An 18,904-nucleotide genomic window follows, 5' to 3' on the forward strand; every position below is an offset into this window, starting at 1 on the left:
ACGGCAATGACCTGTGGATTGAACGCATGACGCTCGTATCGAATTTCTTCATGGCCGTGGGGCTCTCGGCGGATGCCTTCGCGGTAAGCGTTGCGCGCGGTGCGTGCAGCTGGCGTGCCGACCTGCGCGTGGCACTGCGCACGGGACTGGTGTTCGGCGGTGTCGAGGCCAGCATGGTGCTGCTGGGCTGGCTGTTGGGCGCAGGCTTTGCCGGCCTGATCGCCGACATCGATCACTGGATCGCCTTGGTGTTGCTGGGGGCGGTGGGTGGCCACATGATCCATGAAGGGTTGGGCGATGGCGACGAGGACGTCTGCGAGGAAGCCGGGAAAGGGGGGCTGAAGACCTTGCTGGCAGCGCTGGGCACCAGCATCGATGGGGCCGCCATCGGGGTGACCCTGGCCTTCATGTCCGTGCATATCTGGAGTGCCGTGGCCATCGTTGGCGTGGTGTCGTTCTGCATCAGTACCCTCGGGGTGTTGATCGGCCCGCGCATCGGCGCGTTGCTTGGCCGTCGGGCCGAGATCCTGGGCGGCCTGGTGCTGATCACCATCGGTGTCACGATCTTCTATTCACACATGCGTGATGCCGGCCTGTTCTAGACACCACTACCCTAGCCCGCTCAGCGCCAACAGCACTTGCAGGTACCAGGGAATCAGCAGCGGCGCGGCCAGGGTCGTCAGCAACACGGCAATGGTGCCCTTCTCGGGGCGTATGTTCAGCTCCATGGCGACCACCACCACGTTGGCGGCCATCGGCACCACGCCCAGCAGCAGCAAGGCCGAGGCCAGCGTCTCCGAAATCCCGATGCTCGCCTGCAGCAGCAGGACCGCGGCCAGGCTGACCAGCGGCCAGAGCACATAGCGGGCCGCGACGCAGGCGCCGATGAAGCGGGCGTCCACCTCGTGCAGGGTCACCCGCCCCAGGGTCATGCCGATGATCATCATGCCCAGCACCGTGTAGCTGTACTTGAAGTAGTCGAGCCCTTCCATCACGGCACCGGGAATCGGCAAAGAGAGACCGCTGACCAGAAGGGCGGCGGCGAAGGCATAGACCAGCGGCAGGCGCAGGATCTTGGCAAGACTGTCGCGCACCGAGAACCGACCCCGGGCGATGAGGTAGTAGCCGACGGTGAATTCATAAAGCGTGACGCCCAGCAGGCAGAACAGGTACTGGGTCACCCCCTCCGGCGGCAGCAGCACCATGGCGATGGGCAGGCCGAAGTAGCCGGTGTTGCCGGTGCCCGACGAGAAGGCCAGCAACGCCGCTTCCTCCGAGGCGAAGAAGGGGCGTGCAGCATGGCTGACCGCCAGGCCGATGGTGCTCGCCAGCAGGAACAGTGCCGCGGTCAGCAGCAGGTAATCGATGCTGGGCCCGCCCAGGGTCAGGCCGCGAAAGAAGGTCAGCGGGGCGATGATGTAGATCAACAGCGTGGCGATGGGGCGCGGGTCCACGGCCAGACGCCTTGCAGCGAGCCAGCCGAGGCCGACGAAGGCCAGCAGCATCCACAGTGGTTGGGAAAGATCGACGTCGAGCATCGGCGGTTCCGGATGAACAAAAGGCACATGGTGCCTGTGCCGGGGCGCAAATGGGAGAGCCCGAGAGCGGCTTGACGCGGCCATCGGGGGAAGGCGTTACACTGGAGTCGTCGTCCCACATCGAGGGAGTTCCAGATGGCGCAGCACGCCTCATCGCAGGAGAACGGTTCACGCGTTGCATCGCATGATCCTGATCACGCCCACGCACACGAGCATGCCCCGGCGGTGACCGCCGACAGCGAGAAGCGGGTGTTCTGGGCGATGCTGCTGACCGCGGGGTTCATGCTCGCCGAGATCGTCGGTGGCATCGTCTCGGGATCACTCGCCCTGCTCGCCGATGCCGGTCACATGTTCAGCGACAGCGCCTCCCTGGCCATGGCGCTGGCAGCCTTTCGCCTCAGTGCCCGCTCGCCGGATCCTCGTCGCACCTTCGGCTATCGGCGCTTCCAGGTGTTGGCGGCCTTCGTCAACGGCCTGACGCTGTTCGCGATCGCCCTGTGGATCTTCTATTCCGCCATCGAGCGCCTGATGTCGCCGGTCGAGGTGATGGCCGGCCCGATGATGATCATCGCGATCATCGGCCTGTTCGTGAACATCGTCGCCTTCGTTATCCTTCATCGCGGCGACAGCGGCAATCTCAACCTGCGCGGGGCGGCGATGCACGTGCTCGGCGATCTGCTGGGCTCCGTGGCGGCCATCGCCGCCGCGTTGATCATCATGTTCACCGGCTGGAACGCCGCCGACCCGATCCTCTCCGTGCTCGCCGCCGGGCTGATCCTGCGTGCCGCCTGGCAGATATTGCGCCGTTCCTCCCATACCCTGCTCGAGGGCACCCCGGACGGGGTCGAAGTGGCCGAGATTCGCACGGCGCTGGAGTCGATCGAGGAGGTCGAGAGCCTGCACGACGTGCATCTATGGGGCCTGACGCCCCAGGACCCGCTACTCAGCCTGCACCTGGTGGTGCGCGACGGTGCCGATCATGCCGGCGTGCTCAGGCAGGCCTACAAGCTGCTTCGCGAGCGTTTCGGCATCACCCATGCCACCCTGCAGCTCGAGGGCGAGGCCTGCCTGACCGGGGGCGACTGTGAGACGAGTGTTTCCTCGGCCCCGGAGAATAGAGAGTCTGTATGAAAGATTTCGATGTTGCCGCGCGAAACTTTCATTGGAGCCTCGCGCCGCTGGCAGACACAATACGGCTTTTCGAGGGCTCGGCAGCGTAGCGCCAAGCATATACTGGTTGAAAACGATTCATAAAGGTTGGGAACGATGAGCAAGAACGAGCATCCGCTGGGCATCAGTTTCGAATTCTTTCCGCCGAACACCGATGCGGGCCGTGAGAAACTGATGCAGACGCGCGATGCCCTGGCGGAGTGCAAGCCGCACTTCTTCTCGGTGACCTATGGCGCGGGCGGTTCGACCCAGGCGAGGACCGTCGATACCGTCAAGCAGGTCAGCGAATGCGGCATCACCACCGCGCCCCATCTCTCCTGCATCGGCAGCGACAAGGGCGAACTGCGCGCGCTGCTCGCCATGTACCGCGAGCGGGGCATCGACAGCCTGGTGGCGCTGCGCGGCGACCTGCCCTCCGGCATGGCAAGCATCGGGGAATTGCGCTATGCCAACGAACTGGTGGAGTTCATTCGTGCCGAAACCGGGGATCACTTCGAGATCGCCGTGGCGGCCTATCCCGAGTCTCATCCCCAGGCGCCGAGCTTCGACCGGGACCTGGAAAACTTCGTGCGCAAGATGCGCGCCGGCGCCAACCTGGCGATCACCCAGTACTTCTTCAACGCCGACGCCTACTTTCATTTCGTCGAGCGTGCCCGCGCCCTGGGCATCGAGGCGCCGATCGTGCCGGGCATCATGCCGATCACCAACTACACCAAGCTGGCACGCTTCTCCGATGCCTGCGGGGCCGACATCCCGCGCTGGATACGCAAGCAGCTCGAGGCCTACGGCGATGACCGGGAGAGCATCGAGGCCTTCGGCGAGGAGGTGGTGACGAGGTTGTGTCAACGACTGCTCGACGGTGGCGCGCCCGGTTTGCACTTCTACACGCTGAATCAGGCGCCCCCCAGCCTCAGGATCGTCGACAACCTGGCTTGAGCAGCGCTGCCGTGTTGGCAGAGGGCGTGGCCTCGACTAGCCTGAACAAGCGAGTCGAACTCATGGACAGGAGGAAGACATGATGCGTTCAGGCAAGCTGATAGGAGGCATGGGGGCACTGCTGCTGGCAGGCCTTGCGCAGGCGCAGCCGATCATCGAGATGCACGAGGTCAGTGCCGAGGGTGTCGGTGACAGCATTGGCACCATCAAGGTCGAGGACAGCGAGTATGGGCTGTTGCTCACACCGGAGCTGAGCGGGCTTGAACCCGGCATGCACGGTTTTCATGTGCACCAGAACCCTAGCTGCGACCCTGCCGATAAGGAGGGCGAGAGTGTGGCGGCAGCGGCTGCTGGCGGGCACTTCGATCCGGAGAATACCGGCACTCACGCCGGACCCTATGGCGACGGTCACCTCGGCGATCTGCCGGTGCTCATGGCGGGCAAGGAAGGCAACGTCATCACGCCGGTACTGGCGCCGCGTCTCAGGGTGTCGGAGCTGAAGGGGCACGCCTTGGTGATCCACGAGGGCGGCGACACCTATTCCGACCAGCCCGAGCTGGGCGGCGGCGGACCACGCGTCGCCTGCGGCGTCGTCGAGGAGTAGTCCCGGCTCGGCAAGTTGCTGGCCGGTCCGAAATCGCCAGCGCCCGCCGGGATTCCTGGCGGGCGCTGTTGGTTGGCATGATGCCATCGAACGTCACATCATGACTTGGCCGTCGAAGGTTTTTCCCCCCGTGACGACCCGCGCTGCATCAGGAACAGGACGATGCCGATGGCCAGCCCGGCCAGGTCGCTGTAGAGCCCGCCGTAGATCATGCACACCGCTCCCAGCAGCAGCAGCAGGCGCGACAGCGCCTTGACCGGTCCGAAGAACCAGGCCTGGACCGAGGCGGCCAGCAGCACGATGCCCAGGGTCGCGGTGAGCCCGACCCGCAGGATCTGCAGCCAGGAGCCTTCCATCAGCATCGCCGGACTGTAGAAGAACATGAACGGCACGATGAAGGCGGCCAGGCCGATCTTGAACGATGTCACCGAGGTCTGCATGGCGTTGGCCCCGGAGATGCCCGCGGCGGCGTAGGAGGCCAGTGCCACCGGCGGAGTGATGGCCGAGACCACGGCGAAATAGAACACGAAGAAGTGGGCCACCAGGGGGGTGATGCCGATATCGATCAAGCCCGGCGCCACCACCGAGGCGGCCACCGCGTAGGCCGCGGTGGTGGGCATGCCCATGCCCAGCAGGATGCTGATGCACATGGCGAACAGCAGTGCCAGCAGCTGACTGAAGCCCGCGAGACCCAGCAGCAGCGACGAGAAGCGCGACCCCACCCCCGTCAGCGAGATCACGCCCACGATGATGCCGGCGCAGGCGCATACCGCGATGATCTGGATGGCCATGGTCCCGGCCATCTCCAGCGCCTTCAGTATGGAACGCGGGCCCATCTTGTGGGGCGATAGCCAGCTCACCACCGCGGCCGAGGCCGTGGCCAGGGTGCCGGCGCGGATCACCGAATAGCCCATGAACAGCGCGACGATCAGGATCACGATGGGGGCGAACAGATAGACCTGCCTGACGAGGCGCGAGAAGCGTGGAATCTCGTCGTCGCGCATGCCGCGCATGCCCTTGTAGGCTGCCTCGAAGTCGACCATGAAATAGACCGAGGCGAAGTAGAGCACGGCCGGAATCAGCGCTGCCACGGCGATCTCTGTGTAAGGGATGCCGGTGATCTCGGCCATGATGAAGGCACCGGCACCCATGATCGGCGGCATGATCTGGCCACCCGTGGAGGCCGCTGCCTCGATGGCGCCGGCGCTGCGGCTCGGGTAGCCGACCTTCTTCATCAGCGGGATGGTCAGCGAGCCGGTGGAGACCACGTTGCCGGCGCTGGTGCCGTTGATCATGCCCATCAGCCCCGAGGCGAAGATCGCCACCTTGGCGGGTCCTCCCCGGGCGCGACCGGCCGCGGCGAAGGCGAAGTTGACGAAGTAGTCGCCGACCTTGGAGGCCTGCAGGAAGGCGGCGAAGATGATGAACAGGATGATGTAGGTCGACGATACCGCCGTGGTGGGGCCGAGGATGCCCGCATCGGTGTAGACCTGGCTGAAGAAGCGCCCCATGGAGAGCCCCGGATAACCCAAAAAGCCCGGCAGGTAGGGCCCGGCGAACACATAGGCGAGAAAGATCGCCGAGATGACCACCAGGGCCAGCCCGGCCACCCGGCGGGTCAGTTCGAGGATCAGCAGCGAGCCGGCGATGGCCGCGTAGGAGATGCCCATGGGCGCGAAGGAGGTGCCGGTGGACATGCGCAGCGGCGTGTTGTACATCACCAGCAGGTAACCCGAACTGGCCAGGGCGCAGACCATCAGCACGATATCCGGCGGGCTCAGGCGTTGGCGTGCCTGGCGATAGCCCCAGGAAAGCAGGATGGCCGCCACGGTGGTGGCAATCAGCGGATAACCGAAATGCCAGGCCTCGATCGCGGGCTCGATGCGCATGGCCTCGCCGCTGAAGGTGCGGTACATCAGGCCGACCTGCACCAGGGTATAGAGTGCCGGGGCCAGCAGCACCAGGCTCAGGTAGGTCGCCCAGCGCCCGGTGGGGCGGGTGTCGTCGTCGGCGAAGCGGGCGCCGGCATACAGGCCGTAGCCGAGGATCAGTGCCCCGCAGATGTGGATGATGCGAAATGACCAGGTCTCGAGGGGGTAGACGTTCAGCGAGACGAGGTGGAAGGTCGAATAGGCCACGGCCAGGGTGGCGAACAGCCACCAGCGCCAGTCGGCGAGAAGGCGGCGGTTGGATTCGACGATATCGTCGTCGACGCCGTGGGCGACGGTTTCTGCTTCAGTGGGAAGGTCGTCGTCGTGGGAAGCGTCGCGGGCTGGGCGATTGTCCGAGGATGGGCTCATGCGGGATCACCGTCGAGTAGTCATGACAATACAAAGACGGGAGTGACGCCGGTAGGCGTCACTCCCGAACCGATCGAAGGCGTCCTGCCTTATTGATGAACCATGTCCTCGGGAATGTCGTGGCCATTCTCCTCGTACCAGCGCGCTGCGCCGGGATGGAAGGGAATGACCTGGTTGTGCTTGATGTTCTCGGGCACCGTAGTTTCGGCACTGCGATGGATCGAGCGCATCTTGTCGTTGTTTTCCATGGTGATGCGGGTGGCCTCGTAGACGAAGTCATCCGGGAGGTCGCAGCCGGCGATGGCAAAGTTCCACATCGACACCACGCGGGAATCCTGCTCCAGGGTCGAGTAGGTGCTGGCGGGGATGGAAAACTCGGACACCGGGAACGCCTCGATGGCTTCAGCCTGCTCTTGCTCGGTGAATTCGATGATGTTCACGTCGGTCTGCACCTCGAGCTGGCTGACGGCGGGAATCGGGATGCCCGCGGCGAAGGCGATGACGTCGATCAGGCCGTCCTGGAGCTGCCCGGCCAGATCGTTCCAGCCACCGTTGCGCCGTTCGAACTCCACCCCCAGTTCCTCGAGGATCGCCGGGAAGTAGGTGTCCGAAGTCGAGCCCGCCGGGCCGAAGCCGATGGTCGCACCGTCGGGGATCTCCGAGATCGAGGTGATGCCCGAGTCCGACAGGGCGGTGATCGAGAAGGGGGTCTCGTACATGGGGAACATGGCGCAGACATTGTCCATGACGATCCCCGGAGCCAGGGGACTCTTGCCCGACAGGGCGTCGCTGGCCGGGCCCATGGTGGTCAGGCCGAAGGCGACCTCATTGTTGTGCACCAGCGCCAGGTTCTGGGTCGGTCCGCCGGTCACCTCGCCGCCGCCGGAGAGCCCCAGCTGGTCGGCGATCAGGTTGGCCCAGCCGGAACCATAGACGAAATAGGTGCCGCCCTGGCTGGCGGTGCCTACGGTGAAGCTCTGTGGCCACCCTTCGCGATCCTCCTGGGCCTGGGCGGCGCCGGCGATGCCGAGGCCCGCGACCAGACCCCCGGCAACCAATGCCAGGTTGAGACGATGGGCGATGCTACTGCGCGTGCTCTGCTGTTGAGCTGACATGCGACACTCCCCGCTTGTTGTTCTGAGCCGTGATTGACAGGCCATTTAAATCACCAGGCGCAGGCGCTGTAAACTGAACGAACGTTGAAGGGTTGCCGGTAATGCCCTCCCTCGCTGCGATTTTGCCGTCAACACCGCGTCGACCGGCCGGTGGTAGCGTCGATTTGTCACTCCTTCCGTTAATTGGCTAGCCTTGAAGGGCACGTTCAACTCAAGGACAGGAGATGGATATGAGGCGCTTGAACACAATCGCGATCGTGATCGGTATGTCGGTGGGACTCTCCGGTACGGCTCTGGCCGCCCAGGAGATCGAGATGCACGAGGTCAGTGCAGAGGGTGTCGGCGACAGCATCGGCACGGTCACGATCGAGGATACCGAGTACGGCCTGCTGCTGACGCCGGACCTGGCGGGGCTGGACCCTGGCGCCCATGGCTTCCACGTCCACGAGAACGCCAACTGCGAACCCCTGGAGGTGAATGGCCAGCAGAGCGCCGCGGCTGCCGCTGGCGGGCATTATAGCCCGGACGGCACCGACTTCCACGGCGGCCCTTACGGCGAGGGCCACCTCGGCGACCTGCCGATCCTGATGGTCGATGAGGAAGGGGCGGCGACCACGCCGATCCTGGCGCCGCGTTTGAAGGTGTCCGATCTCCAGAACCGCGCACTCATTGTTCACGAGGGCGGCGATACCTATTTCGACAACCCCACGCTGGGCGGGGGCGGCCCGCGCATCGCCTGTGGCACGGTCGGGAAGCAGTGAGCCCATCCTTCGTTAAAGGGCAGTAGAGGACGGCTGGCTCAAGGAAAGCCTCCATTCGCTGGAGGCTTTCTTTCCCAAGCCGGTATTACCCCTTGGGATCGAGGATGCGCACGGTCTGCACGTCATTCGTCTTCTGCTCTTCCCGGGGACGGTTGACCCGGGTCTTGAGCTCCTCGGCCCTCGTGGGGTCCTCGATCGGCAACTGTTCGAAGAAGTCGCAGGCCACGCAGTCGCGATAGCGGATGCCGTTCTGCTCCCAGGTGCGTACGCGGTCCATGGCAGCGCAGCGCGGGCAGACGGCGCCGGCGATGAAGCGTTTGGGTGTCGACATGAGCCTCTCCTGGATATCGTTCAAGCGGCACGGATGCCGCTGTGGCGGAGCAGGGGTTCGACGCTGGGATCGCGCCCGCGGAAGGCGCGGAACAGTTCGGCCGCATCCCGGGAACCACCCTGTTCGAGGATCTCCTGACGAAAGCGTGCGCCGGTCTCGCCATCGAAGACGCCGGCCTCCTCGAAGGCGCTGTAGGCGTCTGCCGAGAGCACCTCGGCCCATTTGTAGCTGTAATAACCTGCCGCGTAGCCACCGGCGAAGATGTGGCTGAAGCTGGTCTGGAAGCGGTTGAATTCGACCCGAGGCACCACGGAATAACGGTCGCGCACCTCGTCGAGCAGTGCCTGCACCTCGTCGGCCATGGGCTTGGCGAGTTCGTGGTGCAGGCGAAAATCGAACAGCGAGAATTCGATCTGGCGCAGCATGCCCATGGCCGACTGGAAGTTCTTGGCCGCTTGCAGCTTGGTGAGCAGGTCGTCCGGCAGGCGCTCGCCGGTATCGACATGCGCGGCGATCATGTCGAGCCCTTCGCGCTCCCAGCAGAAGTTCTCCATGAACTGGCTGGGCAGTTCCACCGCGTCCCAGGCCACGCCGTTGATGCCCGAGACATCGGCGACACTCTGGCGGGTCAGCATGTGGTGCAGGCCATGGCCGAATTCGTGAAACAGGGTGGTGACCTCGTCGTGAGTCAGCAGGGCCGGCTTGCCACCTACCGGGCGGGTAAAGTTGCAGGTCAGGTAGGCCACCGGCAGTTGCAGGCTGCCGTCCTCACGCTGGCGGCGCACCCGGCACTCGTCCATCCAGGCACCACCACGCTTGCCCTCCCGGGCATAGAGATCGAGATAGAAGCCGGCGATCGGCACGTTGCTCTCGCGAATCTCGTAATAGCGCACGTCGGGGTGATAGCGCGGCGCGCTGTCGTCCTCGACGAACTGCACCCCGTAGAGGCGTTCGGTGACCTTGAACAGGCCATCGACGACCTTGGGGGCGGAAAAATAGGGGCGCAGCTGTTCCTGGGAGATGGCGTAGCGGGACTCACGCAGCTTCTCGCTGGCGTAGCCCAGGTCCCAGGGCTGGAGGTCCGTGAGTCCGAGAGTCTCTCTCGCGAAGGCTTCCAGTTCGTTGAACTCTTCTTGGGCCTGGCGATGGGCACGACGCGCCAGGTCGTCGAGGAAATCACGCACCTGGGCCGGTGATTCGGCCATCTTGGTGGCCAGGGAGTAGTCGGCGTAGGTCTCGAAGCCGAGCAGCCCAGCCAATTCGTGACGTAGGGCGAGGATCTCTTCGATGTTCTGGGCGTTGTCATACTCGCCGGCATTGGGCCCCTGGTCCGAGGCACGGGTGACGAAGGCGGTATACACCTCGCGGCGCAAGTCGCGGTCGTTGGCGTAGGTCACCACCGGGAAGAAGCTCGGGAAATCGAGGGTGATGCGATACCCGTCGACGTTCTTGGCCTCGGCGTTGGCCTTGAGCGTGTCCAGGGCGCTTTCGGGGAGGCCGTCGAGGCTCTTGGCGTCGTCGACATCCTTGTGCCAGGCCTGGGTGGCGTCGAGCACGTTGTTGGAGAAGCTGTTGGAAAGCGCCGATAGCCGCGCCTGGATCTCGCCGTAACGTTGCTTCTTCTCCGCGGGTAGATCGACCCCGGCGAGGCGGAAGTCGCGCAGGGTGTTGTCGACCGAGCGGCGCTGCGCATGATCGAGGTCACTGTACGCCGGGGAATCCTTGAGTGCCTGATAGGCCCGGAACAGCCCTTCGTGCTGGCCCAGCCAGGTGCCGTAATCGGAGAGCATGGCCAGGCAGGTCTGGTACGCTTCGCGCAGCGCCGGGGTGTTCATGGTGCCGTTCAGGTGCGAGACCGGTGACCAGGCCTGGGCGAGCCGGTCGTTGAGCTCTTCCAGCGGTGCTGCCAACGTGGACCAGCGGGGAGGTTCCTTGGCGGCCTTGTCGGCCAGCCGGTCGATGGCAGCGCGATTCTCATCGAGGATCTGTTCGATCGCCGGCACCACGTGATCGGGCTGAATCTCGCCGAAAGGCGGCAGGGCATGGCTCTCGAGCAGGGGGTTGTTGGACATGGGGAGATCCTCGCACAGGGAAATGGCTGTCCCGTTAGATGCGGACGCCGAGGCCGCGTTTCAATATCGCCGGCATAAGATTGGCCGTCACGCGCCAGGCTGCTAGGCTTGCGCCTTCGGCGCGGAGTGCCGGCATCCCAGAACATGAACGAAACAGGGCAGGGCATATGGGTGAAACGTTGGAGCGCTGGAGTACGCGGCGTGCATTCATTCTAGCGGTAACGGGCGCTGCCGTGGGGCTGGGCAATATCTGGCGCTTTCCCTACATGACCGGCGAGAACGGTGGCGCCGCCTTCCTGGTGCTGTACGTCGTTTTCGTGGTGGCCCTCGGGCTGCCGGTGATGATGGCCGAGATCCTGATCGGTCGCGCCGGGCGTCGCAGCCCCATGCAGGCCCTGGCGCATCTTGCCCGGGAAGCCGGGGCCACCCCGCACTGGCGATGGCTGGGGTTGTTCGGTGGCATCACGGTGTTCTTCATCCTGTCGTTCTATTCGGTGGTTTCGGGTTGGTCGATCGAGTACCTGATCGAATCGGTCAATGGCAATTTTGCCGGTCGCTCGCCCCAGGAGATAGGTTCGAGCTTCGATGCCTTTCTCGCCGATCCGCTGCGCATGACCTTCAATCACACCCTGTTTCTGCTGCTGACCCTGTCCGTGGTCGCGGCGGGGGTCTCCGGCGGCCTAGAGAAGCTCAACAACCTGCTGATGCCGCTGCTGTACTTGCTGCTGCTGGTGCTGGCCATCTACGCCGCCACGACCAGCGGGTTCGGCACCGCCATGGCCTGGCTGTTCAGCCCCGACCCCTCGGCGATCACCGGCTCGGTGGTGCTTAACGCCATGGGACATGCTTTCTTCACCCTGGCGCTCGGGGCCTGTGCCCTGATGGCCTATGGTGCCTACATGCCGGATCATCAGAGTCTGCCGCGGGCCGTGACCGCCGTGGCGGTGCTCGATGTCGCGGTCGCCCTGCTTGCGGGGATCGCGATCTTCTCGGTGGTTTTTTCCCAGGGCATGGACCCGGGCGAAGGACCGGGATTGATGTTCGTGACCTTGCCCATCGCCTTCTCTGAGTTGCCGGGAGGTTCGCTGTGGCTGGGTATCTTCTTCCTGCTGCTGTTGCTGGCCACCTGGACCTCCTCGATCAATCTGGCCGAGCCGATGGTCGCCACCCTGCAGGACGCGGGGCTCAAGCGCGGCCATGCCACCGCGGTGATCGGCGCGCTGGTGTGGGGGGCGGGGATGCTCTCGGTACTGTCGTTTTCGACCATGGCCGAGGTGCACTGGATCGGCGAGATGAACTTCTTTACGTTGGTGACCACGGTTCCGACGGATATCTTCCTCCCGGTAGGCGGCCTGTTGATCGCAATCTTCGCGGCCTGGGTCATGTCCCAGGAAACCGCCATGAGCGCCCTGGGCGTCGACGCCAGGGGCTTTCGCCTGTGGCAGACACTGGTGCGCTTCGTATCTATTCCGCTGGTCGTGGTGGTACTGGTGTCTGGCCTGTTTTGAACAAGCGGTGCTTCGCACCAGGAGTCGAACATGACGATTCGGACCTTTCAGGGGCAGACGCCAAGGCTCGGCGAGCGGGTATATCTCGATTCCGCCAGCGTGGTGCTGGGGGATGTCGAACTGGGTGACGACAGTTCGGTATGGCCGATGGCGGTGATCCGCGGCGACATGCACCGTATTCGCATCGGTGCGCGTACCAGTGTCCAGGACGGAAGCGTGCTGCATATCACCCACGCCAGCGATTTCAATCCCGGGGGCCATCCGCTGACCATCGGCGACGACGTCACCATCGGTCACAAGGCCATCCTCCACGGCTGTACCCTCGGCAACCGAATCCTGGTAGGCATGGGGGCCATCGTCATGGATGGCGCTACCGTCGAGGACGAGGTGATCATCGCCGCCGGGGCCGTGGTGACACCGGGCAGGACCCTGGAAAGCGGTCATGTCTATGCGGGTAACCCGGCCAAGCCTCTGCGTGAGCTCAAGCGCAGCGAACGCGAGTTCTTCGCCTATACGGCGGCCAACTACGTCAAGCTCAAGGATCAGTATCTTGCCGATCGCCAGGCGGGCTAGAGGCTTTAGGTCACGGTGTCGCTGCTCGGCAACTGTTTGTTTTGTATGGCCATGTCGCGCATAATCTGGATCTTTATCCAGTATTCTGGTTCTGCATGGCCGATTTTCGTACACATCTGGGTGTCGCTGCGGGCGCCGGGATACTCCTGGCGCTGGGTGGCTGGCAGGGGTCCCTCTGGTCATCGGGCGCGGTAGCCCCGGTGGCCGTGCTGGTCGCCTTCGGCGGTATTCTGCCGGACATCGATTCCGACAACTCCCATGCCATCCGCCTGATCTTCACCTTGTTCGCCATATTAGCGGTGGCAGGTGGTGCACTGCTGTTTCAGGCGTGGCTGAGGCCGGGGCCGTTGCTGGTGGCCTGTGGCGCGCTCTTTCTCGCTGTGCGCTATGTCCTGAGCGGCGTCTTCAAGCGTTTTTCCGTGCATCGTGGCATCTGGCACTCGCTGCTCGCGGCGCTGCTGGGGGGCATGCTGGTGACGACAGCCAGCTACCAGTTCTTCTCGCAGGCTGCCTGGCTGGCCTGGGTTCACGGACTGGCGGTGGTGTCGGGAGCAACGATCCATCTGCTCCTGGACGAGTGTTACAGCGTCGACCTGGTCGGTGCGCGAATCAAGCGTTCCTTCGGCACCGCCTTCAAGCTGTTCGATTACCGTCAGCCGTTCAATTCACTGCTCATGCTGTTGCTGACGACGGCACTCACCCCCTGGTTGCCACCCTGGTCGGCTCTCGCCGGGGTGCTGTCCCGGGGGGCGCGTTGGTGGTTCTAGAACCCTCAGCCAGAGCGCTCCGGCAGGGCCCTGGCACGCCGCAGGGCGCGCTGGGTGCGCGTCTCGGCGCGTTCCATCTCATGCAGCCCCTTTTCCACGAAGACCAGATGTTCGTGCGCGAGGGCCCGGGCAGCCTCGGCACGGCCTTCCAGGATGGCATCGAGTAGTGCGCGATGCTGACGCATCAGTTGTTCTCGGGAGCCGGGCTTTTCGAACAGGTGCGCCAGGTTGGAGACGATGCTTTTCTCCAGCAGGTGGAAGATGCCGCGTATCGTATGCAGGAGCAGGATATTGTGGCCGGCTTCGGCTATCGCCAGATGGAAGGCCGCATCGGCCTTGGCCTCGCGATGCGGATCGCTCTGCAGGGTCGGCTCGGCATAGGATGCCTCGAGCTCCTCGAAGCGACGAACCAGCGAGGCCTTGTCCGCCGAGGTGGCGCGCAACGCCGCGTAGTAGGCCGAAATCCCCTCCAGGGCGTCGCGGAACTCGAGCAGATCGAGATGGAATTCCTGATGCCGCGAGAGCATCTCGAGCAAAGGGTCGTTGTAACCGCTCTTGAGTTCTTCGCTGATGAAGGTGCCGCCGCCCTGGCGGCTGATCAGCAGCCCACGAGCCGAAAGCTTCTGGATCGCCTCCCGCAGCGAGGGGCGCGACACTCCGAAGCGTTCCGCCAGCTCGCGCTCTGGCGGCAGACGCTGGCCCGGGGCCAGGCTACCTTCGAGAATCATCGTCTCGAGACGCTCGGTGATGACGTCGGCGATGCGCGGCTGCCGAACCGGTTGGTAGACCATGGGTTATACTCGTGTTGTCAGCGTCTGAAAGCCATGTAAAGGGGCCATAGGCCCCTGAAGCCAAACGGCGTTGCAGAAACCTGAGGATGCCACTGTTCATAATTGGTAATACCAATGTTAGCGATTCGGGGCCGGCTTGCCAATTCACCAGCCAGGTATCGGCTGACTACTCAGGCGTGATTTTCCTCGGCACACGGCCAAAGTATAAGAAGGCCTGTCTCAGAAACCCCTGGGTATCGTTTGACTCGTGAGCAGCGTTGCTTCTAAAGTTCGTCGACGCGGGTTGTAAATTGGTTTTACCAATTTTGCCACGATTCTCGCCAGCGACATGCCCATCGAGTCACCGAGGGCTCGAAGGCCGGCCCAAGGAAACTCATCATGACATCACTGAAGCTCTATCCGGCGAAGCCAGACAAGGTCTATTTCTTCGGCACCTGCCTGATCGACATGTTCTACCCCGAGGCAGGGCTCGATGCCATTCGTCTGCTGGAGCGCGAGGGGATCGAGGTCCTCTTTCCCGATGACCAGACCTGCTGCGGCCAGCCGGCCTACACCTCCGGCTACCATGACGAGACTCGGGCGGTCGCCGAGGCGCAACTGGACCTGTTTCCCGAACCCTGGCCGATCATCGTGCCATCGGGCTCCTGCGGCGGCATGATGAGAACGCACTATCCGCCGCTGTTCGCCGGTACCTCCCGGGAGGAACAGGCGCGCCAGGTCGCGGAGCGTATCTTCGAGCTGACCGAGTTTCTGGTGCATGTCTGCCACGTTCGGCTTGCCGACAAGGGAGATGCCCAGCGCGTGGCCATGCATACCTCCTGCAGCGCCCGGCGCGAGATGGGGCTGGCCGACACCGGCCCGGCCCTGCTCGACCAGCTCGAGTCGGTCACATTGGTAGAGCAGGCGCGAGCAGCCGAGTGCTGCGGCTTCGGCGGGACCTTCGCGGTGCGTCATCCCGAGGTCTCGGCGGCGATGGTCGAAGACAAGACCCAGGCCATCGAAGCAGCGGGGGCCGAGCACTTCGTGACCTCCGACTGCGGCTGTCTCATGAACATCGCCGGGCGCTTCGAGCACCAGAAACGCCCGGTGCGAGGCGAGCATATCGCCAGCTACCTATGGAGGCGCACCTCGTGAGCGTTCAGACCTACACGCCCCAGGCATTTCATCGCCAGGCCCACGATGCGCTGGGCAACCCGCAGATTCGTGCCAATTTCCGTCAGGCGATGGATGGCTTGATGACCAAGCGACGGGACTCCTTCGGCGATTGGGATGTGGAAGCGCTGCGCGATCTGGGGGCCAGCATACGCTTGCGAGCGCTTGCCAAGTTGCCGGATCTGCTCGAACAGCTCGAGGCGAACTGCCAGGCCAATGGCATTCAGGTGCATTGGGCTCAAGACGGTGACGAGGCTTGCCGTCTCATTCGCGAATTGTGCGAAGCACGCGATGCCAAGCGCGTGATCAAGGGCAAGTCGATGGTCTCCGAAGAGATGCACCTCAATGCCCATCTCGAGGAGGCGGGCATCGAGGCGCTGGAGTCCGATCTCGGTGAATATCTGGTGCAGCTCAACGAGCAGACCCCCTCGCACATCATCATGCCGGCGATCCATCTCAATACCGATGAAATCTCCGACCTGATGCATGCCAAGACGGGCACCGACAAGACCCGGGACGTGGACTACCTGACCGCCGCGGCGCGGCAGCAGTTGCGCGAGCGGTTCATGAACGCCGATGTGGGGGTTTCCGGGGTCAACTTCGCCGTCGCCGAGACCGGTACGCTGTGTCTGGTCGAGAACGAAGGCAATGGCCGAATGACCACCACGGTGCCGCCGGTGCACATCGCCGTCACCGGCATAGAGAAGGTGGTGGAGCATCTGCACGACGTGCCGCCCCTGTATGCCTTGTTGACGCGCTCGGCCACCGGCCAGCACGTGACGACCTACTTCAATATGATCTCCGGGCCGCGCAAGCCCGAAGAGCACGACGGCCCCAGGGAGGTTCACCTGGTGCTGGTCGACAATGGCCGCTCTTCCATCTATCAGGATGATGAGTTGCTCGACACCTTGCGCTGCATTCGTTGCGGTGCCTGCATGAACCATTGTCCGGTCTACACCCGGGTGGGTGGCCATACCTACGGCACGACCTACCCCGGCCCCATCGGCAGCATCCTCATGCCGCACCTGCAGGGCCTGGAGGCGACCCAGGACCTGCCCAGCGCCTCGAGCCTGTGCGGTGCCTGTGGCGAGGTGTGCCCGGTGAGGATTCCGATTCCCGACCTGCTGGTGCGTCTGCGCAAGGAGGCCGTGGGCGAGGGGCGTGGTAATGTCGAGGGCGCCGGAGTCAAGCGCAATCGCAAGGAAGTGCTGGCCTGGAAGGGCTGGCAATGGCTGGCCACGCATCCGGGTGCATGGCGTGCCAGCACGAGCGTGGCAGGCAAGTTTCGGGCGCTGACGCCGTCGAAGCTGGGACCCTGGACTCAGTATCGCACCGCCCCCAAGCCCGCCTCCACGCCACTGCATGTGCTGGTCAAGCGGCACCGACAAGTCAACCGACAAGAGGGCGAATCGTGAGTGCCCGAGACTCCATTCTCAAACGGCTGCGCGAGCGGACCGATGGCCCCTTGACGGCCCCCGAGTCCGATTACAGCGTGATGGGCGGACGGGGCTGGACCCCCGAGCAGCGTCTGGCGCATTTCGAAGAAAAGATCACCTCGGTACATGGCGAGGTGATTCATGCCGACCGGTCGAATTGGGCCGATGCGCTGACGCAGGTGCTCACCGACAAGGGCGTCAAGCGTCTGGGCGTGGGACGTGAGCACCCCGTCGCCCGGGAGGCGCGGGAGGCGCTGGCCGGGGGAGCGGTCGAGCTGATCGATGTCGAGCGCGACATCGAAACCTGGCAGCGGGAGCAGTTCGAAACCCTCGAGGCGGGACTGACCTCGACCCGGGGAGGCATCGCCGAAACCGGCAGCCTCTGGCTCTGGCCGACTCCGGATGAGCCGCGCAGGCTGAGTCTGGTGCCGCCTCTGCACATCGCCGTGCTTGACGCCGATGTCATCGAGGATACCCTCTTCGATGTCATCGCATCCCATGACTGGGCGAATAACATGCCGACCAACGCGCTATTGATATCGGGTCCCAGCAAGACGGCGGATATCGAACAGACCCTGGCCTACGGTGTACACGGCCCGCGGGAGCTGGTCATACTGGTACGTCACTAAGCCAAGCAGGATGCACGGCCATGCGGAATCCCGAGGTGCTGTTGTTCGATGTCGGCGGCGTACTGGTGGACTGGGACGGCACGCGCGGCCTGGTCACGCTCACCGAGGGGCGCCTCGACCATGAGCAGGCACGGCGCTTCTGGATGGAGTTCGAGCCGCTCAAGCCTTTCGAGAAGGGCCATGCCGACGGGAGGGAGTTTGCCCAGGCCGCGGTAAGCGAGCTTGGACTCGACATGACTCCCGGTGCCTTTCTCGACGCGTTCAACGACTGGATGCGCGGGCCGTTCTCAGGTGCCCTGGAGCTCGTCGAGCGCATTCGGCCGGAGTACCGGCGTGCCGTGCTGAGCAACAGCAACCTTGTCCACTGGCGACGGCTGATCGAAGACTACGGTCTGGCAAGGCCATTCGAGACGCTTTTCGTCTCCCACGAAATTGGCCAGCGCAAGCCCGAGCCCAGTGCCTACCGCGTCGTATTCGAGGGCATGGGACTTCCCGCCGAGACGTTCGTCTTCTTCGATGACAATCCCGAGTGCGTCGAAGCGGCGCAGGAACTGGGCATGCAGGCGATGCAGGTGCGCGGCCTGACGCAGCTCAATGCCATCTTGGAGGAGTTGGGCGTGTTGATGCCGGAAGATGGGGACGACGGCGTTCGCGGTCATGGCACGAGCTTAATTTAGTCTCACGTCAAAAACCCCTTGCGTTCGTCGCAATGAATCCGTAAAGTACGCATCCGCTGCTGCCGACGAGCCTTCGTCGATGGCGGTGCAGAGAAGCCAGGCCTTTGATTGCAAAGGTGTTTTTGAACGGCGCCAGGCGCCATGGCTTCTTCCCCGCGCCGGGGGTTGACACCCTCGCCCGGCTCGGTAGAATACGCCTCTCTCGTCACGCAGGCCGCCCCCGGGCGCAGGCCGACAAGCAGTATCTCGGCCGAGTGACGACGCTCTTTAACAATCGATCAGGTAATTCATGTGGGCGCTTGTCGGCGAGGGGTGACGCAGTCACCTAACTCGAGGCAAGCGACGCGTCAAGCACGTTTGACCTTGGACCAGTTTGGTCCGCTGCCTGTATTGCAGGACAAGGACTATCAGACTTTAACTGAAGAGTTTGATCATGGCTCAGATTGAACGCTGGCGGCAGGCTTAACACATGCAAGTCGAGCGGCAGCACGGGGAGCTTGCTCCCTGGTGGCGAGCGGCGGACGGGTGAGTAATGCATAGGAAT

The 18,904-nt window shown here is 63.9% G+C and carries 18 protein-coding genes and 1 rRNA gene; 13 read left to right on the forward strand and 6 right to left on the reverse strand.

Annotated features, from left to right (window positions below; genetic code table 11):
• The first annotated feature begins 26 nt into the window (after positions 1-26).
• Positions 27-602 carry a manganese efflux pump MntP gene (locus BUA41_RS16455; protein ID WP_072824847.1) on the forward strand — a complete coding sequence of 192 codons (576 nt, stop codon included), beginning with the start codon at positions 27-29 and terminating at the stop codon, positions 600-602.
• Positions 603-608: 6 nt separating this feature from the next.
• Here BUA41_RS16455 and BUA41_RS16460 read toward each other — a convergent pair whose 3' ends face one another.
• Positions 609-1,538: an AEC family transporter gene (locus BUA41_RS16460; protein ID WP_072824849.1), complete on the reverse strand. Its 930-nt coding sequence runs from the start codon at positions 1,536-1,538 to the stop codon at positions 609-611.
• A 135-nt stretch (positions 1,539-1,673) separates the two neighbouring features.
• Between BUA41_RS16460 and BUA41_RS16465 the strand changes: the two genes are divergently transcribed.
• The 3 genes from BUA41_RS16465 (at position 1,674) to sodC (BUA41_RS16475) (ending at position 4,248) form a co-directional block, all read left to right on the forward strand.
• Positions 1,674-2,669: a cation diffusion facilitator family transporter gene (locus BUA41_RS16465; RefSeq protein ID WP_084671764.1), complete on the forward strand. Its 996-nt coding sequence runs from the start codon at positions 1,674-1,676 to the stop codon at positions 2,667-2,669.
• 135 nt (positions 2,670-2,804) lie between these two features.
• Positions 2,805-3,644, forward strand: coding sequence for a methylenetetrahydrofolate reductase [NAD(P)H] (gene metF, locus BUA41_RS16470; RefSeq protein WP_072824851.1), 840 nt, complete (start codon positions 2,805-2,807; stop codon positions 3,642-3,644).
• A gap of 79 nt (positions 3,645-3,723) precedes the next feature.
• Positions 3,724-4,248, forward strand: a complete 525-nt coding sequence (sodC, locus tag BUA41_RS16475) for a superoxide dismutase family protein (protein WP_072824853.1) — start codon at positions 3,724-3,726, stop codon at positions 4,246-4,248.
• A gap of 98 nt (positions 4,249-4,346) precedes the next feature.
• Here the strand turns inward: sodC (BUA41_RS16475) and BUA41_RS16480 are convergent, their stop codons facing one another.
• Positions 4,347-6,548 (reverse strand): TRAP transporter permease, encoded by a 2,202-nt coding sequence (locus BUA41_RS16480; RefSeq protein WP_072824855.1) that lies wholly within the window; start codon positions 6,546-6,548, stop codon positions 4,347-4,349.
• Positions 6,549-6,637: 89 nt separating this feature from the next.
• Positions 6,638-7,663 (reverse strand): TAXI family TRAP transporter solute-binding subunit, encoded by a 1,026-nt coding sequence (locus BUA41_RS16485; protein ID WP_084671766.1) that lies wholly within the window; start codon positions 7,661-7,663, stop codon positions 6,638-6,640.
• A 230-nt stretch (positions 7,664-7,893) separates the two neighbouring features.
• Here BUA41_RS16485 and sodC (BUA41_RS16490) point away from each other — a divergent pair, with 230 nt between their 5' ends.
• On the forward strand, positions 7,894-8,424 hold the full coding sequence (gene sodC / locus BUA41_RS16490; RefSeq protein ID WP_072824858.1) for a superoxide dismutase family protein: 531 nt from the start codon (positions 7,894-7,896) through the stop codon (positions 8,422-8,424).
• Positions 8,425-8,509: 85 nt separating this feature from the next.
• Here the strand turns inward: sodC (BUA41_RS16490) and BUA41_RS16495 are convergent, their stop codons facing one another.
• A complete protein-coding gene (locus tag BUA41_RS16495) occupies positions 8,510-8,755 on the reverse strand; it encodes a YheV family putative zinc ribbon protein (RefSeq protein WP_072824860.1) in 246 nt (81 codons plus the stop codon).
• Between the two features lie 20 nt (positions 8,756-8,775).
• A complete protein-coding gene (gene prlC / locus BUA41_RS16500; RefSeq protein ID WP_072824862.1) occupies positions 8,776-10,827 on the reverse strand; it encodes an oligopeptidase A in 2,052 nt (683 codons plus the stop codon).
• 167 nt (positions 10,828-10,994) lie between these two features.
• On the opposite strand from prlC, the gene BUA41_RS16505 reads away from it, so the two are divergent.
• From BUA41_RS16505 to BUA41_RS16515, 3 genes are all read left to right on the forward strand, one after another.
• On the forward strand, positions 10,995-12,335 hold the full coding sequence (locus tag BUA41_RS16505) for a sodium-dependent transporter (RefSeq protein ID WP_072824864.1): 1,341 nt from the start codon (positions 10,995-10,997) through the stop codon (positions 12,333-12,335).
• Positions 12,336-12,365: 30 nt separating this feature from the next.
• Positions 12,366-12,908 (forward strand): gamma carbonic anhydrase family protein, encoded by a 543-nt coding sequence (locus BUA41_RS16510; protein ID WP_072824866.1) that lies wholly within the window; start codon positions 12,366-12,368, stop codon positions 12,906-12,908.
• A gap of 95 nt (positions 12,909-13,003) precedes the next feature.
• On the forward strand, positions 13,004-13,675 hold the full coding sequence (locus BUA41_RS16515) for a metal-dependent hydrolase (protein ID WP_072824868.1): 672 nt from the start codon (positions 13,004-13,006) through the stop codon (positions 13,673-13,675).
• A 5-nt stretch (positions 13,676-13,680) separates the two neighbouring features.
• Here BUA41_RS16515 and BUA41_RS16520 read toward each other — a convergent pair whose 3' ends face one another.
• Positions 13,681-14,466 (reverse strand): GntR family transcriptional regulator, encoded by a 786-nt coding sequence (locus BUA41_RS16520; RefSeq protein WP_072824870.1) that lies wholly within the window; start codon positions 14,464-14,466, stop codon positions 13,681-13,683.
• 378 nt (positions 14,467-14,844) lie between these two features.
• Here BUA41_RS16520 and BUA41_RS16525 point away from each other — a divergent pair, with 378 nt between their 5' ends.
• From BUA41_RS16525 to BUA41_RS16545, 5 genes are all read left to right on the forward strand, one after another.
• Positions 14,845-15,600, forward strand: a complete 756-nt coding sequence (locus BUA41_RS16525) for a (Fe-S)-binding protein (RefSeq protein ID WP_072824872.1) — start codon at positions 14,845-14,847, stop codon at positions 15,598-15,600.
• Entirely contained in the window at positions 15,597-17,033 is a 1,437-nt protein-coding gene (locus BUA41_RS16530; RefSeq protein WP_217652837.1) for a LutB/LldF family L-lactate oxidation iron-sulfur protein, read from the forward strand. Before BUA41_RS16525 ends, BUA41_RS16530 begins: the two co-directional genes overlap by 4 nt.
• Complete coding sequence (locus tag BUA41_RS16535; RefSeq protein WP_072824876.1) at positions 17,030-17,683, forward strand: LutC/YkgG family protein; 654 nt, start codon at positions 17,030-17,032, stop codon at positions 17,681-17,683. Before BUA41_RS16530 ends, BUA41_RS16535 begins: the two co-directional genes overlap by 4 nt.
• A gap of 20 nt (positions 17,684-17,703) precedes the next feature.
• Positions 17,704-18,360 carry an HAD family hydrolase gene (locus BUA41_RS16540; protein WP_072824878.1) on the forward strand — a complete coding sequence of 219 codons (657 nt, stop codon included), beginning with the start codon at positions 17,704-17,706 and terminating at the stop codon, positions 18,358-18,360.
• Positions 18,361-18,775: 415 nt separating this feature from the next.
• Positions 18,776-18,904, forward strand: a 16S ribosomal RNA gene (locus BUA41_RS16545); the annotation flags it as partial.

The sequence above is a fragment of the Modicisalibacter ilicicola DSM 19980 genome (genome assembly GCF_900128925.1).
In the GTDB taxonomy this organism is placed as follows: domain Bacteria; phylum Pseudomonadota; class Gammaproteobacteria; order Pseudomonadales; family Halomonadaceae; genus Modicisalibacter; species Modicisalibacter ilicicola.

Bases quoted from the DNA above. Each gene is read 5' to 3' on its own strand.
- BUA41_RS16455 (WP_072824847.1), top strand. From the start codon at position 27: ATGACGCTCGTATCGAATTTCTTCATGGCCGTGGGGCTCTCGGCGGAT.
- BUA41_RS16460 (WP_072824849.1), bottom strand. From the start codon at position 1,538: ATGCTCGACGTCGATCTTTCCCAACCACTGTGGATGCTGCTGGCCTTC.
- BUA41_RS16465 (WP_084671764.1), top strand. From the start codon at position 1,674: ATGGCGCAGCACGCCTCATCGCAGGAGAACGGTTCACGCGTTGCATCG.
- metF (WP_072824851.1), top strand. From the start codon at position 2,805: ATGAGCAAGAACGAGCATCCGCTGGGCATCAGTTTCGAATTCTTTCCG.
- sodC (WP_072824853.1), top strand. From the start codon at position 3,724: ATGATGCGTTCAGGCAAGCTGATAGGAGGCATGGGGGCACTGCTGCTG.
- BUA41_RS16480 (WP_072824855.1), bottom strand. From the start codon at position 6,548: ATGAGCCCATCCTCGGACAATCGCCCAGCCCGCGACGCTTCCCACGAC.
- BUA41_RS16485 (WP_084671766.1), bottom strand. From the start codon at position 7,663: ATGTCAGCTCAACAGCAGAGCACGCGCAGTAGCATCGCCCATCGTCTC.
- sodC (WP_072824858.1), top strand. From the start codon at position 7,894: ATGAGGCGCTTGAACACAATCGCGATCGTGATCGGTATGTCGGTGGGA.
- BUA41_RS16495 (WP_072824860.1), bottom strand. From the start codon at position 8,755: ATGTCGACACCCAAACGCTTCATCGCCGGCGCCGTCTGCCCGCGCTGC.
- prlC (WP_072824862.1), bottom strand. From the start codon at position 10,827: ATGTCCAACAACCCCCTGCTCGAGAGCCATGCCCTGCCGCCTTTCGGC.
- BUA41_RS16505 (WP_072824864.1), top strand. From the start codon at position 10,995: ATGGGTGAAACGTTGGAGCGCTGGAGTACGCGGCGTGCATTCATTCTA.
- BUA41_RS16510 (WP_072824866.1), top strand. From the start codon at position 12,366: ATGACGATTCGGACCTTTCAGGGGCAGACGCCAAGGCTCGGCGAGCGG.
- BUA41_RS16515 (WP_072824868.1), top strand. From the start codon at position 13,004: ATGGCCGATTTTCGTACACATCTGGGTGTCGCTGCGGGCGCCGGGATA.
- BUA41_RS16520 (WP_072824870.1), bottom strand. From the start codon at position 14,466: ATGGTCTACCAACCGGTTCGGCAGCCGCGCATCGCCGACGTCATCACC.
- BUA41_RS16525 (WP_072824872.1), top strand. From the start codon at position 14,845: ATGACATCACTGAAGCTCTATCCGGCGAAGCCAGACAAGGTCTATTTC.
- BUA41_RS16540 (WP_072824878.1), top strand. From the start codon at position 17,704: ATGCGGAATCCCGAGGTGCTGTTGTTCGATGTCGGCGGCGTACTGGTG.